Source organism: Mesorhizobium sp. M1050, from assembly GCF_040318715.1.
Taxonomy (GTDB): Bacteria; Pseudomonadota; Alphaproteobacteria; order Rhizobiales; family Rhizobiaceae; genus Mesorhizobium.
This window is the reverse complement of sequence record NZ_JAMYMV010000003.1, coordinates 196,523-211,080: the sequence shown is the minus strand read 5'-3', so window position 1 is coordinate 211,080 and position 14,558 is coordinate 196,523. Positions and strand designations below refer to the sequence as shown.

The following is a 14,558-nucleotide window of genomic DNA, read 5'->3' as shown; positions in this document are numbered from 1 at the left end:
TCCTTGCCCAGCATGAAGGTTGAATCAGATTTGCACGCCTAAGGGAATCCCACGCCGATTCAGCCTCAATTCATTCCGCTCTAGCCGCTTGTCCAAGGCATCTCGATCACCCCGTACGATACGGCGATCCCGAGGGCAATTAGCGCAATGCCCAAAGCAGCTTCGAAGCGTCGGCCACGCTGCATCAGCTTCTCGACGAAGACGATCAGTGTCAAAAGCAGCATCCAGGCGAGGCTCATGACGCCGGCTGCGACCAGTATGGCGAACAGCGCCCAGCAGCAACCGAAGCAATACAGCCCGTGGCGCAGCCCCATCTCAAGCGCGCCAACCCGCCCGTCGCGCCAGTGCTGGGCAACGAAAGCGAGCGGCGAGCGGCAATGGCTGAGGCAAATGCGCTTGAGGGTCGTGAACTGGTAGAGGCCGGCGACGCCAAGCGTGGCACCCAGCGCGAGCGGCGCCCATTTCGACCGCTGGGGCGGATCGAGGCTTGTCGCGAACTCGCTGCCGAACTGGACCAGGACATACACGAGAAGGCCCGCTGCCGCCCAGACGAGAAGGTAGCCCGCGACGAAAATCCAGGTCGGAATGGCCACCTGCCATCCGCGCCTGGCTTGCGCCGCCGCGAACATAAAGATCATGGGCGCCGCGGCCGGCAGCATCATAGCCGCCATCATCACGGTCCATACTGCGAGAAAGGCGGCGACGCCGGCGAGTGACCAGCCGTCGGCCGCAATTCCGGCCATCGCCATGCCGGCCATGCCTTCCATACCCTCCATCCCGCCGCGCACCGCAATGCCCATGGGCATGTCCATGCTGAAGGTCTGGTAGAGGGTGAGCGCCCATGCCGCCGCCGTCAGTACGACGAGCGACGCGAGAAGGCCGAGCGGAATGCCACGCAAATTCCCGAGCCGCCACGTTTTCCTGGGGAACGCGCCGGGCATCGGCACGCCCTAGTTCGGGCCGGACCAGTCGAACGGAATGTGCTTGCTCGAGCGGGCCGTGCCCGTCCAGTCCAGCCCGAAGCCTTTGGTGCTTACCTCGACAGAACGCCCCCAGGTGGCAACCTGGCCTGGGCCGACCTCCGAGCCCGGCGGGTTGATTGTCTGCACCCGCTTGCCGGGCGGTGTCGTAGGACCGGAAAGCGCTTCCGCGCGACCGACGACGAGGCCAGGAATTTCGACTCGCCAGCTGGCGAGGTCGCCTGCCACCTCGAAAGTGATTGGCACAAACTCCATGCCACGCATCTCGCCGACATTGGCGGCAAAGCCCGCCGGCCAGCCGCCGGCGTGGCCGCCGAAGATTACCTGCAGGGCTTCGCGCTGCGACTCATTCGCCTTCTCGTCGAGGTACATGCCCATCACGGCTTTTGCCTCGCCGGCCCATAGATTGCCTTCGAACTCGCCGAGCGCCACCAGCGTCAGGCCGTCGAGCTTCACGTCGCCATACTGACCCTCGCGCACATGCCAGGCGAGCACGCCCTGGCAGTGATTGCCGGTTGGTCGCTGGGCGAACTCGCACGGGCAAGGGATGTCGCAGCTGCAGATGTCGAACCAATCGCCCGCGAGGCGCCATTGAGGCACTGCGTCCATGGCTCTTTCCTCCCGAAATTGAGCGGCAATCATACGTCGAACGTTGGGCGCACGCCAGCAGTTCGTGCGTCGCTCCGTGATTTGCCGCTCAATCCGGAAGCCCGGCTCTTGCGATTGTCTGGCGGTCCTTGCGTCCACGCTCGAGACACGCCAGGCGTAAAGACGCCGTTCCAGATCGACACCGGCAAGGCGAAATTCAGCCGCTCGGCAGAAGCGGAGCGCGGGCATCCCAGCCGGCGCGGCCCTCGATTCGATGCCTGGAATTGGGGAAAATCCACGGTGCATCCAGCGGCTCGAAATGTATAGAGGCCCTAAGGAGTCCTCATGCTTGCGTTCGGATAGGCTGGTCGCCGGCGATCGGGATCGCAATTGCAAGTCGAAAGGCGATACCCTCGCGCCTCTCCCCCGGACCCAGATAGCAAAAAGGCCCGGTTACCCGGGCCCTTTTTGCTTTTCAAATCTAAAGAAGATTTGGAGCGGGTGAAGCGATTCGAACGCTCGACCCCAACCTTGGCAAGGTTGTGCTCTACCCCTGAGCTACACCCGCTCACACGGCGTCTTGGCCGCAAGCCGGGCTTATATGGCTGAAGAGCGCGGCGATTGCAACAGGGAAATCGCAGGCTTTTTTGTGACACGGCGGGCGATGCCGGCAAGCCACCGGCGCGGTGGCGGGCGTGCGAGCGGCAGGCGGCGGGGGCGCCACCGCGAAGGGCGGTGCCGCTCACGGTGATGTCGCATGACGGTCTTGTGTCGGCCGCCCCATTGGCCGTAAACGGCATGGCTGAGAAACCGGGCGAAGACAAACCGATGCCGAAGACCGAAGCCGACCTGATGGCCTTTCTTGCCGAACTCGGGATCATCACGTCGACGAAACGCCATCCGCCTCTCTACACGGTCGCCGATTCACAGGCGCTGCGCGGCGAAATCGTCGGCGGGCACACGAAAAACCTGTTCCTGAAGGACAAGAAGGACAATTTCTTCCTGGTCACCGTCGGCGAGGATGCCGTTGTCGACCTGAAGCAGATCCACCAGGTGATTGGCGCCGCCAGCCGCGTCTCCTTCGGCAGGCCGGAGATGCTTATGGAGCTGCTTGGCGTCACGCCGGGCGCTGTCACGGTCTTTGGCGTCATCAACGATACCGCAAACAGGGTCAAGCTCGTGCTCGACAAGGATTTGATGGAGCATGCGGTGATCAACGCGCATCCGCTGACCAATGAGGCGACGACGTCAATCGCCGCAGGGGACCTGATCAGATTCGTCGAGGCAACCGGGCACGATGCTGCTATCTTGAAAGTCTCAGCGTGATCGCCACATGGTGGCTTGAAACCGATGATCTGAAGGATATGGCGCCGGCTGCCAGCCGGCCCCGCTACGGAAGGGGTTAAAGAGATGAGCGACAACAATCCGTTTGGCGGCCCCTTCGGCGGCAATGGCGGTCAGTACACGACATCGGTGCAGTATGGCGGCACCGCGCCGGCTCCGGCGAAGGTCGCGCTTGGCGAAGCGCCCACTGCCCCTGCCAATGTCATCAAGGACACGACGACCGCCGCCTTTGCCGCCGACGTCATCCAGGAATCGCGCCGCCAGCCGGTGCTGGTCGATTTCTGGGCGCCCTGGTGCGGGCCCTGCAAGCAACTTACGCCGCAGCTGGAAAAGGCTGTCAAGGCCGCCGGTGGCAAGGTCAAGCTGGTCAAGATGAACATCGACGATCATCCGTCGATCGCCGGCCAGCTCGGCATCCAGTCGATTCCTGCGGTCATCGCCTTCAAGGACGGCCAGCCGGTCGACGGCTTCATGGGCGCCATCCCCGAGAGCCAGATCGCCGAATTCATCACCAAGGTCGGCGGCAAGGGCGATGGCGCGCCGCCGGTGGCCGAGGCGCTGGCCGCGGCTGCGGAAGCGCGCGACGCCGGCGACATGCAGACCGCGGCCGACATCTATGATGCCATCCTGGCGCAGGCGCCGGAGACCGTCGAGGCGATCGGCGGCCTGGGCGAGCTTTTGTTCGAGGCCGGCGACGTGCAAGGCGCCGAGGCACTTTTGGCAACAGCGCCGGAAGGCAAGAAGGATGCGCCGCCGCTGGCCGCCCTGCGTGCCAAGATGGCGGTTGCCGCGCAAGCGGCGGCCCTTGGCAATCCGGCCGAGTTCGAGCGGCGCCTGGCGGAGAATCCTGGGGATCATCAGGCGCGCTTCGATCTGGCCATGATTCAGAACGCCAATGGCGACCGCACCGCGGCGGCCGACAATCTGCTGGCCATCATCAAGGCCGACCGGACCTGGAACGAGGACGGCGCCAGGACGCAATTGCTGCAACTGTTCGAGGCCTGGGGCATGACCGACGAGGCGACGCTGGCGGCGCGGCGCAAATTGTCGGCACTGCTGTTTTCCTGACCTTGGTGTTGTTTTGCCGCACGGGCTTGGCGTCGGCGATCAGCGCGCCAGATTAATGCATGCGCTTCGTGAAGAAGCGATCGGAGGAATGAGGTGCAAGCGGGAAACGCGCATTACCGGCTCGCCAAGCATTTGCCGTCGACGATCCCGATCTTTCCGCTCGAGGGTGCGCTTTTGCTGCCGGGAGGCCGCATGCCGCTCAACATCTTCGAGCCGCGCTACCTGCAGATGGTGGACGAGGCCATCACCGGCTCGCGGCTCATCGGCGTCATCCAGCCCAGGCTCGATGGTGCGCTGCGTGCCGACGGCGAGCCGGAGCTCTGCAATGTCGGCTGCGCCGGGCGCATCATTGCGTTTTCCGAGACCGGTGACGGCCGCTATCTGGTTTCGCTGCAGGGCGTGTGCCGGTTCCGCATTGCAAGCGAATTGACGGTCAAGACGCCGTTTCGCCAGGCCAAGCTGGCGCCCTTCCTGGCCGATCTCGATGAGGATCAGGCGGCCGACGAGATCGACCGGCCATCGCTGCTCAAGGCATTTCGCGCCTATCTGCAGGCCAACGACCTGGAAGCCGACTGGGAAAGCGTCAGCCGGGCCGAAAACGCCATGCTCGTCAACGCGCTGTCGATGATGGCGCCCTACGGGCCGGCCGAGAAACAGGCGCTGCTCGAAGCAGCCGACCTGAAGACCCGAGCCGAAACGCTGATCGCCATCACCGAAATGGCGCTGGCGCGCGAGAATGAGGACTTTGGTTCGAGCCTGCAGTAGGATGTGCCGATATTCAGGTGAGGCCGGCCTGCAAACGGAGGCTTCCTGCACTTCCGGTGCTCACGTACCCAAAGTACGCTCCGCTCCGGGTCTCGGTATCAGCCGTTTTCGGGTCGGCCTGACCTGACTCAACACATCTTAGGCCGCAACTGGCTGGAAAGAGAATCTTATGGCGGCGGTTGGACGTGACGGGAAGAAGGTCAATGTCGACCCCAAGCTGCTGGAGCTGCTGGCCTGCCCGCTGACCAAGGGGCCGCTGACCTGGGATCCGGAGCGTGGTGAGCTGGTCTCGCGGGTCGCCAAGCTCGCTTATCCGGTGCGTGACGGCATTCCGATCATGCTGCCCTCGGAAGCGCGGACGCTGTCCGTGGAGGATGTGCTGGCCCCTCCGCCGCCGCGCCTTGGCGGGCCTTCGTGAATTCGAGCGCCGCTGGAGCGCAGAAATTTCCGTGGCTGGCGGGCCAGCACCCCCCTCTGGCCTGCCGGCCATCTCCCCCGCAAGGAGGGAGATTACGCGTTCTTCGGCTTTCGCCAATCTCCAACGTCTGAAGGCTGGCGGCACGCACGAACTGCCGATCTCCCCCCTTGCGGGGGAGATGTCCGGCAGGACAGAGGGGGTGCTGTCCCGCTGACATCGTTTTTGCCACTACTGAAAATTACGCCCTTTGGGCATCACTTGTTCCGCCTCTCCCGATAATGCCGCAAGATCCTGTCGGATCGGTGCGCTCCGGATTGTGGGTCGACTGTCGCGATCCGGACTTCTGGCCGTGCGTTCCTGAGGACCGGCGACTGCCGGTGCGGCTTCGCTGACTTTCTCCAGAAGCACGGTTAGCCAAGGCGTCAGGTCCTCGACCTTTTCTGCGACGATGTGGACCACACCCGATTCCGACTGCAATTTCCCGGTGACCCGAATGAACCGCGCGCCCATCACAATCGGCCGGTAGCGGTCGAAGGTTCTTTGCCAGAAAATGATGTTGGCGACGGCCTTGTCGTCTTCGAGCGTCAGGAAGATCGCATTGCCCTTGCCGGGGCGCTGCCGCACCAGCACGAGGCCGGCAACGGAGACACGCCGGCCGTCGCGCACGCAAGGCAGGTTCGCATTGGGCGTGACGCCGGCGCGGTCGAGGCGCTCGCGCAGGAAGGCGACCGGATGCGCCTTCAGCGACAGGCCGAGCGAGCGGTAGTCGTGGATGACATGCTCGCCGAGCGGCATTCTCGGCAGCTTCGTCTCGGGCTCCAGGTCGCGCAGGCGGAGTGCCGGTTGGTCGAACAGCGGCAGCCTTTCGGCGGCGCTCTTGCCGTCGAGCGCCCGCACCGCCCACAAGGCTTCGCGACGATCGAGGCCAAGCGAACGGAAGGCGTCGGCCTGCGCCAGCCTCTCGATCTCGCCGACATCCAAGCCGGAGCGCAGCCAGACGTCCCTGACGGACACGTAGCCGTCGCCGCGCCGGTCGACGAACAGCTCCATGCGCTCCTTGGAAAGGCCTTTGATCTGGCGGAATCCGAGCCGCAGCGCATGATCCGTCTCGATGACGCCGCGCATCTCGGCATGGCGCGCAAGCATGCGGGCCGGATCGAAAGGCGCTTTCTCCAGCGTGCAGTCCCAGACCGAGAAGTTGACGTCGACGTCGCGGATGTCGACGCCATGGTCGCGCGCGTCGCGCACCAGCTGGGCCGGCTGGTAAAATCCCATCGGCTGCGAATTCAGGATCGCGGCGCAGAACACGTCGGGATAGAAGGTCTTGAACCAGCAGGAGGCATAGACCAGCAGCGCGAAGGAGGCGGCGTGGCTTTCGGGAAAGCCGTATTCGCCAAAGCCCTCGATCTGCTTGAAGCAGCGCTCGGCGAAGTCCTTGGTGTATCCCTTGCCAACCATGCCGTCGATCATGCGCCGGCGATAATTGCCGATCGTGCCGGTGCGTTTGAAGGTGGCCATGGCGCGGCGCAGTTCATCGGCCTCGCCCGGCCGGAAACCGCCGGCGACGATGGCGATTTTCATCGCCTGTTCCTGGAACAGCGGTACGCCTAGCGTCTTGCCGAGAATCTCCTTCAATTCCGCCTTCTGATACTCGGCCTTCTCCTTGCCCTGTCGACGGCGCAGATAGGGGTGCACCATGTCGCCCTGGATCGGCCCGGGCCGCACGATCGCCACCTCGATGACAAGATCATAGAATTCGCGCGGTCTGAGGCGCGGCAGCATCGACATCTGGGCACGGGATTCAATCTGGAAGACGCCGAGCGTGTCGGCGCGGCAGATCATGTCGTAGACATTCCTGTTCTCGGGCGGCAGCGTGGCCAGCACATAGGGCCGGCCATATCTATCTCGTGCATTGGGATAGTGCTCCTCCAGCAAGGTGAAGGCGCGCTTCAGGCAGGTCAGCATGCCGAGCGCCAGCACGTCCACTTTCAGGATCTTCACCGCGTCGAGATCGTCCTTGTCCCATTCGACCATCTTGCGCTCGTCCATCGCCGTCTTGACGATGGGCACGATCTCGTCGAGCCGGTCCCTGGTGATGACGAAGCCGCCGACATGCTGCGACAGGTGGCGGGGAAACCCCATGATCTCGTTGGCGCGTTCCAACACATGCCGCGACACCGGATCGGCGCGATCGAGGCCGCCGGCGCGGGCTTCCTTTTCGCCGAGTTCCGAGGTCGACCAGCCCCAGATCGAGCCGGACAGCGACGCCCTGACATCCTCCGACAGGCCCATCGCCTTGGACACTTCGCGCAGCGCCGAACGGCCGCGGTAGCTGATGACGGCGGCGGCCAATGCCGTGCGCTTGGTGCTATACTTCGTATAGATGTACTGCATGACCTCTTCGCGTCGCTCATGCTCGAAATCGACGTCGATATCCGGCGGCTCGTTCCTCTCCTCGGAGATGAAGCGCTCGAAAAGCGTGTCGATCCTGTCCGGCCCGACTTCTGTGATGCCGATGCAGAAGCAGACGATCGAATTGGCGGCCGAGCCGCGTCCCTGGCAGAGAATGTCCTGGCTGCGGGCAAACTTGACGATGTCATAGACGGTCAGGAAATAGCGGGCGTAGTTGAGGCGCTCGATCAGAGCGAGCTCTTCCGCGATGCGCTTGGTCACCGAAGCGGGCACGCCTGCGGGATAACGCTCGGCAGCCCCCTCCCGCGCCAGCCGTTCCAGCTCGGCCTGCGGCCCGAGACCCGATTCCGTCGGTTCGTCGGGGTAGTTGTACTGGAGATCGCTCAACGAAAAAGTCAGCTCCTGCGCAAACCGCAAGGTTTCGGCCAGTGCCTGCGGATGCCTGCGGAACAGGCGCGCCATCTCCATTGGCGGCTTCAGGTGGCGTTCGGCATTGGCGGCCAGTTGCAGCCCGACCTCGGAGACGGGTGTGTTGAGGCGGATCGCGGTCAGCACGTCCTGCAGCGGGCGCCGTTCGGCCGTGTGGTAGAGAACGTCGTTGGTCGCCATCAGCGGGATGCCGGCGCTCTCGGCAAACGCCGCTGCCTGCTCGATCCGGAAACGGTCATTGCCGGCATAGTCGGGCGAAACGCCAAGCCGCAGGTTCCGGCCGAAACGATGCTTGAGATCACGAAGCAAGGCGAGACGGTCTTGCGCCCCCGCCGTCAGATCGGGCAGGACCGCTAGCGACATCAGATCGCCCCATTCGAGCAGGTCGCTGCGCTGGAGAAGGGTGGCGCCCTTTTCGTTTTCATCGCGCAGGTTGGCTTGGGTGAGCATGCGGCAGAGATGACCCCAGCCCTTGCGGTCCCTGGGATAGGCGAGAATATCCGGCGTGCCGTCGCCAAAAACCAGCCGGCAGCCGGGGTGGTAGGAAAGCTTTTCCACTTTGGCCTGCTGCCAGGCGCGCACCACGCCAGCCACCGTGTTGCGGTCGGCAAGCCCGATCGCGGAAAAGCCCAAAAGCTTGGCGGCGACCACCAGTTCCTCCGGCTTGGAAGCGCCGCGCAGGAAGGAGAAATTCGACTGGATGCCGAACTCGGCATAGGGAATGACGGTCAGCGCGTTCATGCGAAGACACCATGCAGGAACCAGCGCGGCGGGACCTGCGAGGCGCCGCCGTAAAGGCCTTGACGGTAGAGCCAGTAGCGGCGGCCGTCGGCATCCTCGATGCGGAAATAGTCGCGTGTCGATGCCGCTTCGTCGCCTGGCGTCTCGCGCCACCATTCCGCCGCGATGCGCTCCGGCCCCTCGGCTCGCGTCACTCGGTAGAGCGCGCGCCGCCAGCGGAAGTTCAGTGGCGGTCCCTCCGGCATTTCGGTGGCCGGCACATCGATGGGTTCGGGCGAGCGGAACAGCCGGATCGGCCGTTCCGGCGGGAAGATGGTTTTCGGCGCCTGCAGCCTGTCCGGCCTCTTCGGCGGCGTGGTCCGGCGCGGCGCTTCGGTGAAGGGGATCGTGGCGACGGCGCGCTCCGGCAGATGGCTTTCGACGGCAACCGGCTGCAGGACCGCGCCATCGCCGAGCCGGGCGCGGATGCGGTCGGCAAACAGCGCGATATCGGCGCCGTCGTCGATCACCTCGCCGGCAAGGTCGGCCTGCTGCATGTCGAAAACGGCTGATGTCAGCACCGAAAGCCGCACCAGATCGAAGCCATAGCCGGCATCGATATCCTGTTCGAGCGCCGCCAGCCGCTCGTGGAACAATTTCTGGATCAGCCGGGGCTCGCGCATCGGCCGCGAGGTGCCGATGGCGATGCGGCTGACGGCGCCGTCGACGCGAAAGAGCAGCAGCGCCAGCGCCCTGGCGCCCTCGCCGCGGCGCTCGAGGTCGATTTTCAAGGTCGTCGCCAGCATGCCCACCAGACGTTCAATGTCCTCGGTCAGGGTGACGGGCTCGGCCAGATGGCGTTCGACCGAAAGCGGCGCGACGGGAAGGCGCGGCGACACCGCCTCGTCGAGACGGCCAAGCGCCTGGTCGAGGCGCAAGAGCAGCAAGGCGCCGAAGCGGCGGGCGAGCGGCGCGCGCGGTGCCGCCATGACGGCGCCCGCCGTGCGCAGGCCGACGCTTTCCAGGCTGGCGCGGGTCGCCGGCTCGATGCGCAGCGCGGCCAGCGGCAGGGGTGCGAGCAGCGCTTCCTCCTCGCCGCCATCGACGATGCGGTCGCCGGCAAACCGTGCCGCCGCCCAGGCCGCACCCGGTGTCGCGGCAAGCCCGGCGCGGACGTCAAACCCCTGATGGAAGAAGCGCGACAGGATATTGTCCAGCATGGCGCGTTCGCCGCCGAACAGATGGGTGCAGCCGGTGACGTCGAGAAACAGGCCGTCCGCCCCGTCCAGCGCCACCAGCGGGGTGTAGCGGTCGCACCAGTCGGCAAGGCCTTCGAGCAGGCGGCGGTCGGCCTCCGGATCGGCCTCGACGATGTCGATCGACGGATGCATGGCGCGCGCATCGGCAATGCCCATGTCGCGCTTCAGGTGCAGCGCCTCAGCCCGCTCGTCGAGGGCCGAGATGCGTTGCGCGTTGCGGTCGCGATGGCTGATCACGAGCGGTGGGCGAGACGGCGGCAGGTGATCCGACGGCCGGGAACGCCAGGACCGCCCCAGACGCTGCCGCAGGATCCGTTCCACCGCCAGATAGGGAAACCAGAGGGACAGGATTCTTTGTCCGGCCTCTCTCTTCGCCCCTTCTATCGTCGCCCGCTCTTTCGTCGAATGCGCGTTCATCGGGGTTCCACTCCAGTGTGAATTGTCCAGGCAGGGCCGTGCGGCTCTTGCCGATGGTGAGGGTGAAGGCCGGGTGGCCGATCGAGCCGGCGAGCGGCCCGGCGATGGTGTCGCGCGGTACCGCCGGCGCCGACGCTACGATGAGACGGACGGGGGCCGCCGTCGGTTCGGGCTCTGCCGCCTGCCGCAGCAGGAACACCGGCCGGCCGGCACCTTGCGCCCGCGCATGCAGCCGGCGCGTCGCGGTCAGGTCCAGCCGCTGCGGATTGCCGCGAATTTCCAGGATGACGGCGGCGAGCGCCGTCATCCGGGCCGCCTCCTCGGCGACCCACAGCGCATCGACGAGTTTTGGCGCCTCGGAAAACAGCAATTGTTCCGGCTGGATGCCGAACGAGGCATGAAGCCCCCTGGCGTAGGGAAAGCCGGCTTCGCGGAAGATTTCCGTGGTGCCGATCCACAGCACCGGCAGCCCTTGCGCCTGCTTGAGGATCAGGCTGGTGAGCGACAGGGCGAAGCCGGCGACGGCCCCGGCATCGCGGGTTTGCGTGCCATGGATTTCGCTCAGGGCTGCCTTCGGCAGGCCGCCGCTCAGGGCGGCATCGAGACGCTCGACGCCGGTGGGCAGGTACGCATCCGGCAAAGCCGCGGCAATGCCACGTCGGACGATTGTGAGATCGGTATTGGGCGTGACATCGGTTTTGGCGTCAGCATCAGGGGTCGCTGCGGCCGGCGCCTGCAGGCGCTCGGGCAGCGTTCCCTCGATTTTCGCGATCTGGCGGCGCAGGGCAAAAACAGTTTCCCGCGCCACGGCGGTCATCGCCATGACGGTCAGCTTCCACTCACAATTGTTCCTGTTATGTTCCCTATAGATTCCAGAGGGTGCCGGAAGAGTCAAGCGGAGTCATGGGGAATTTATTCCTCTCCACCTGATGGTGCAGGCGCATCAGCCCGTTCATTTGCCGATTCCGGTGCGAAAGCCTATATGCCCGGATCAAAGGACAAAGCATGGCCCGCATCTACAAGACCCGCACCTGGCACGACGAACTCTCGCCCTCGATGGACGAAATGGAGTTCCTGGCGCTGGAGGCCTATGCCCATCTGCCGGAGGATTTTCGCAAGCTGACCGGCGAGATCGTCATCCAGATCGCCGAATTCCCGACCGACGAGATCATGGACGATCTGTCGCTGGAGACGCCCTTCGACCTGCTCGGCCTGTTCGAAGGACGCGGCATCGCCGAGCGCTGGAATCCGCAGACCGGCGAAGGCCCGAACCGCATCACGCTCTACCGCCGCGCCATCCTCGACTACTGGTCCGAGAACGAGGAAACGCTGGGCGACATCGTCACCCACGTGCTGATCCACGAGATCGGCCATCATTTTGGGCTGTCCGATGACGACATGGAGAAGATCGAAGAGGCGGCCGAGTAACTGGTTCCTAGCCGCGTGAAATGTCCACTCCACTCAAGTCGATCCAGAACTCAGCGGCGGCAAAGGCTTCTAAGATTTCGCTTCAGAGAGGTTGGTCATCCGGCTGATGAAAAGATGCAGCGCCTTCCGCAGGGCGAGCGATGGCGGCTCGGACGGATGCCACTGCGAAAAATGACCATCAACCACCATTCGTGCCAAGCCATAGACAAATGCACGAGCGGCAAGAACCAGATGATCGAAGTCTGCGTTCGCAGCCAGCTTACCCTGTTGTTGTGCTTGGGTCAGCAGGTCGATCATCTTCCGGCGAATGGCCTCATTCTGTCCGCGAAGACTGTCCGACCCGTCGAAATCAATCAGCGTTCGGGAACTGATGACCTGGAAATGCGTGGGATTGGCGATCGCCCATTCCAGATAGCCTTGTCCGATTGCTTCGAAGGCCACGATGGGATCTGCGCTGTCGACTTCTGAAAGTGCATCGGCCACGGCCTCTGCCAGCCTGCTCATGGCCTGTTCGGCTACCGCGGTCAGCAGCGCTGTTTTCGATTGAAAATGCCGGAAGGGGGCGCCGGGGGAAACGCCGGCCCGCTTTGCGGCTTCGCGCACGCTCACATGGTAAGGGCCGCCTTCCTCGACAAGTTGAATTGCAGCATCGATCAGCGCGTCCCGCAAATTGCCATGGTGGTAGCTGGTGCGGCGAGGCGCCTTGGCTTTTGCCATCCCTTTTCCTTCGTTCCGTAGAGCTGCTTCACGCGTCTGTAGCACGATCCGCGATTAATGTAATCAGCGTTTACAACGCAGGCAAGAGCATGTAATCAGTGATTACAACTGGGATCGGAACAGGCCTGCGGTCTTCGCGGCTGCCGTTTTCCCATATGAGGAGACGAACATGTTCGCCAGAACCGCCGAACCGCGCCGTCTGCAATCGCTCATTTCGCTTCAGAGGCCAGCCGAAGAACCCCAGCACGAGGAGAATTCCGCGAGTGTCCAGTTGAGCGCGGCTGCGCACAGCGCCAAGCTTTATCGGCTTGCCTCCGTCGCCGGGGTGGGAAGCGCGCTTATTCTTCTGGTCAACGCGGCTAAACGCAGTGCGCTCATCGCAACCACCGATCTGACGCAACTTCTCGCGCCAGTCGCCGAGATATTGGCGCTTGGTCTTGTCGTAGGCCTGTTTCTTGCGTTTGGCCGGCGTGCGGGCCTGTTCGGTACCATCGCGTTCGTTATCAACTTCGTTGCATTGGCAAGTTTGGTAGGTGTGGAAGTGGTGATCAATCTCGTATTTTCGAAACTTCCTCTGGCGACCATCATCGAGCTGCGCGCCGGTCCTCTCGGACTGGCTCTGGTCGTCAGTTCAGTTCTTTTTCTGCTCGGGACGCTCGCGTTTGTAACCTCTCTTGTCGTTGCAAGAGGCGTGCCGCGCATTCCACTCGCCCTCTATATCATTGGCGCGGTGCCTATCGCGCTCCGGGCGTTCGTGCCGGAGTTGGCGCTTGACCTGGGCTTGATGACGCTTGCGGCAGCGATCGCCTGGCTGGCCGGGTGGCTGTGGATGCGAGCGCCGACTACCAGTCGCTGAGCTTGGTGTCCGGCCCGTATTCCTGTCCGTCGATATCCTTGACCACGGCCTGGCCGCAGCACATCGCTTTGGCTTTCTTGTCGTAGGCATAGGTCGGCGAGCCGAACAGGTGCCAGCCCTTGTTCAGGGCGGCCGTGACCTTGTGGCAGAAGCTGGCATCGTCCGGGCCAGTCAGAAAGCGGTAGAGCTTCATTTTCAGTCCTGTCGTGAGTACCACAGCCCGCAAGCATAGAGCCGATATCATGCGCCGGTGGCGGCCGCCTTTGCCAGCAGTTTTTCGGCCTGCGCCAGGTGCAGCCGCTCGACCATCTTGCCGTTCAGCGCAATCACGCTTTTGCTGGCATTCTCGGCAAGGGCGAAGGTATCTTTGATCAAGCGCGCCTCCGCCACCGCTTCCTTAGACGGCGCGAAGGCGCGGTTCGCGGCTTCTATCTGGGCCGGATGGATGATGCTCTTGCCGTCGAATCCCATGGCCGCCGACTCCGTGCATTCACGGGCAAAAGCGTCGAGATCGCGAAAATCGTTGGAAACGCCGTCGATCATGTCGATGCCGCCGGCCCGCGCGGCCAGCACCATCTGCATCAGCCATGGCACGAGGTAGCGCCGGTCCGGCGTCGCCAGCACGCCGGTGTCCTTGACCAGATCGTTCGTTCCGGCAACGAAACAAGCCAGCCGAGCGGCGGGATCGCGGCCAAGTTCGGCAATGGTGCCGATGTTGAGCATGGCCTTGGGCGTTTCGATCATGGCCCATAGTTTCACGCTGTCGGGGGCGAAGTTGTCGTCGAGCACATCGCCGGCCTCGAGCAGGTCGCGCGGCGTGTCGACCTTGGGCAGCAGAATGCCGTCAGGCTCGCAGCTTGCGGCGGCCAGCAGGTCGTCGGCGCCCCACTCGCTGGCCACCGCATTGATGCGCACGATCATCTCGCAATGCCTGTCGGCATGGCCGGCGAAAATCGCGGCCAGTTTCCCGCGAGCGGCGATCTTGTCGGCCGGAGCGACTGCGTCCTCCAGGTCGATGATGATGGCGTCGCAGGACAGCTGCGCGATCTTCGCCAGCGCCCTGTCGTTGGAGGCCGGGATATAGAGCACCGAGCGGCGCGGGCGGTAGGTTTCCATGGGATGCGAGCTCCAGCGGCATCGCCGGTAGGTCTGCTTTC

Annotated in this window: 14 protein-coding genes and 1 tRNA gene; 6 read left to right on the top strand and 9 right to left on the bottom strand. The window is 64.1% G+C overall.

Features of this window, described 5'->3' with window-relative positions; translation table 11 throughout:
* Nucleotides 1–80: 80 nt before the first annotated feature.
* The 3 genes from NKH57_RS03340 to NKH57_RS03330 all read right to left on the bottom strand — a co-directional run bounded on the left by NKH57_RS03340 (nt 81) and on the right by NKH57_RS03330 (nt 2,136).
* Nucleotides 81–941 carry a DUF2182 domain-containing protein gene (locus NKH57_RS03340; RefSeq protein WP_352941683.1) on the bottom strand — a complete coding sequence of 287 codons (861 nt, stop codon included), beginning with the start codon at nt 939–941 and terminating at the stop codon, nt 81–83.
* A 9-nt stretch (nt 942–950) separates the two neighbouring features.
* Complete coding sequence (locus NKH57_RS03335) at nt 951–1,589, bottom strand: DUF1326 domain-containing protein (RefSeq protein ID WP_023763068.1); 639 nt, start codon at nt 1,587–1,589, stop codon at nt 951–953.
* 472 nt (nt 1,590–2,061) lie between these two features.
* Nucleotides 2,062–2,136: transfer RNA gene (locus NKH57_RS03330), tRNA-Gly, on the bottom strand.
* Between the two features lie 260 nt (nt 2,137–2,396).
* Here NKH57_RS03330 and NKH57_RS03325 point away from each other — a divergent pair.
* The 4 genes from NKH57_RS03325 (at nt 2,397) to NKH57_RS03310 (ending at nt 5,163) form a co-directional block, all read left to right on the top strand.
* On the top strand, nt 2,397–2,894 hold the full coding sequence (locus NKH57_RS03325; RefSeq protein WP_352941704.1) for a prolyl-tRNA synthetase associated domain-containing protein: 498 nt from the start codon (nt 2,397–2,399) through the stop codon (nt 2,892–2,894).
* A gap of 84 nt (nt 2,895–2,978) precedes the next feature.
* On the top strand, nt 2,979–3,980 hold the full coding sequence (trxA, locus tag NKH57_RS03320; protein WP_352730726.1) for a thioredoxin: 1,002 nt from the start codon (nt 2,979–2,981) through the stop codon (nt 3,978–3,980).
* A 93-nt stretch (nt 3,981–4,073) separates the two neighbouring features.
* On the top strand, nt 4,074–4,745 hold the full coding sequence (locus NKH57_RS03315) for an LON peptidase substrate-binding domain-containing protein (RefSeq protein ID WP_352605698.1): 672 nt from the start codon (nt 4,074–4,076) through the stop codon (nt 4,743–4,745).
* Between the two features lie 169 nt (nt 4,746–4,914).
* The gene (locus tag NKH57_RS03310; protein WP_352730724.1) at nt 4,915–5,163 is read left to right on the top strand and encodes a Trm112 family protein; all 249 of its coding nucleotides are present in this window, start codon (nt 4,915–4,917) and stop codon (nt 5,161–5,163) included.
* Nucleotides 5,164–5,391: 228 nt separating this feature from the next.
* Here the strand turns inward: NKH57_RS03310 and NKH57_RS03305 are convergent, their stop codons facing one another.
* Genes NKH57_RS03305 through NKH57_RS03295 form a run of 3 tightly spaced genes read right to left on the bottom strand, consistent with a single transcriptional unit; the run spans nt 5,392 to nt 11,223 of the window.
* Nucleotides 5,392–8,745: an error-prone DNA polymerase gene (locus tag NKH57_RS03305; protein WP_352941680.1), complete on the bottom strand. Its 3,354-nt coding sequence runs from the start codon at nt 8,743–8,745 to the stop codon at nt 5,392–5,394.
* Nucleotides 8,742–10,220, bottom strand: coding sequence for a DUF6504 family protein (locus NKH57_RS03300; protein WP_352941678.1), 1,479 nt, complete (start codon nt 10,218–10,220; stop codon nt 8,742–8,744). Before NKH57_RS03300 ends, NKH57_RS03305 begins: the two co-directional genes overlap by 4 nt.
* Entirely contained in the window at nt 10,162–11,223 is a 1,062-nt protein-coding gene (locus NKH57_RS03295) for an ImuA family protein (RefSeq protein ID WP_352941676.1), read from the bottom strand. The genes NKH57_RS03300 and NKH57_RS03295 overlap by 59 nt, the downstream gene beginning before the upstream one ends.
* A gap of 182 nt (nt 11,224–11,405) precedes the next feature.
* On the opposite strand from NKH57_RS03295, the gene NKH57_RS03290 reads away from it, so the two are divergent.
* Complete coding sequence (locus tag NKH57_RS03290; protein ID WP_023763026.1) at nt 11,406–11,828, top strand: metallopeptidase family protein; 423 nt, start codon at nt 11,406–11,408, stop codon at nt 11,826–11,828.
* Between the two features lie 69 nt (nt 11,829–11,897).
* Here the strand turns inward: NKH57_RS03290 and NKH57_RS03285 are convergent, their stop codons facing one another.
* A complete protein-coding gene (locus NKH57_RS03285; RefSeq protein ID WP_352941672.1) occupies nt 11,898–12,545 on the bottom strand; it encodes a TetR/AcrR family transcriptional regulator in 648 nt (215 codons plus the stop codon).
* Between the two features lie 169 nt (nt 12,546–12,714).
* Here NKH57_RS03285 and NKH57_RS03280 point away from each other — a divergent pair, with 169 nt between their 5' ends.
* The gene (locus NKH57_RS03280) at nt 12,715–13,401 is read left to right on the top strand and encodes a hypothetical protein (RefSeq protein WP_352941669.1); all 687 of its coding nucleotides are present in this window, start codon (nt 12,715–12,717) and stop codon (nt 13,399–13,401) included.
* Here the strand turns inward: NKH57_RS03280 and NKH57_RS03275 are convergent.
* Both NKH57_RS03275 and NKH57_RS03270 read right to left on the bottom strand, forming a co-directional pair.
* On the bottom strand, nt 13,388–13,594 hold the full coding sequence (locus NKH57_RS03275) for a DUF1737 domain-containing protein (RefSeq protein ID WP_352730713.1): 207 nt from the start codon (nt 13,592–13,594) through the stop codon (nt 13,388–13,390). The genes NKH57_RS03280 and NKH57_RS03275 overlap by 14 nt on opposite strands.
* A gap of 47 nt (nt 13,595–13,641) precedes the next feature.
* Nucleotides 13,642–14,517, bottom strand: coding sequence for an HpcH/HpaI aldolase/citrate lyase family protein (locus tag NKH57_RS03270; RefSeq protein WP_352941667.1), 876 nt, complete (start codon nt 14,515–14,517; stop codon nt 13,642–13,644).
* Nucleotides 14,518–14,558: the final 41 nt, after the last annotated feature.

Coding starts and splice junctions, on each gene's coding strand:
- NKH57_RS03325 (WP_352941704.1), top strand. CDS start 2,397: ATGCCGAAGACCGAAGCCGACCTGATGGCCTTTCTTGCCGAACTCGGG.
- NKH57_RS03270 (WP_352941667.1), bottom strand. CDS start 14,517: ATGGAAACCTACCGCCCGCGCCGCTCGGTGCTCTATATCCCGGCCTCC.
- NKH57_RS03285 (WP_352941672.1), bottom strand. CDS start 12,545: ATGGCAAAAGCCAAGGCGCCTCGCCGCACCAGCTACCACCATGGCAAT.
- NKH57_RS03335 (WP_023763068.1), bottom strand. CDS start 1,589: ATGGACGCAGTGCCTCAATGGCGCCTCGCGGGCGATTGGTTCGACATC.
- trxA (WP_352730726.1), top strand. CDS start 2,979: ATGAGCGACAACAATCCGTTTGGCGGCCCCTTCGGCGGCAATGGCGGT.
- NKH57_RS03340 (WP_352941683.1), bottom strand. CDS start 941: ATGCCCGGCGCGTTCCCCAGGAAAACGTGGCGGCTCGGGAATTTGCGT.
- NKH57_RS03275 (WP_352730713.1), bottom strand. CDS start 13,594: ATGAAGCTCTACCGCTTTCTGACTGGCCCGGACGATGCCAGCTTCTGC.
- NKH57_RS03290 (WP_023763026.1), top strand. CDS start 11,406: ATGGCCCGCATCTACAAGACCCGCACCTGGCACGACGAACTCTCGCCC.
- NKH57_RS03295 (WP_352941676.1), bottom strand. CDS start 11,223: ATGGCGATGACCGCCGTGGCGCGGGAAACTGTTTTTGCCCTGCGCCGC.
- NKH57_RS03305 (WP_352941680.1), bottom strand. CDS start 8,745: ATGAACGCGCTGACCGTCATTCCCTATGCCGAGTTCGGCATCCAGTCG.
- NKH57_RS03280 (WP_352941669.1), top strand. CDS start 12,715: ATGTTCGCCAGAACCGCCGAACCGCGCCGTCTGCAATCGCTCATTTCG.
- NKH57_RS03310 (WP_352730724.1), top strand. CDS start 4,915: ATGGCGGCGGTTGGACGTGACGGGAAGAAGGTCAATGTCGACCCCAAG.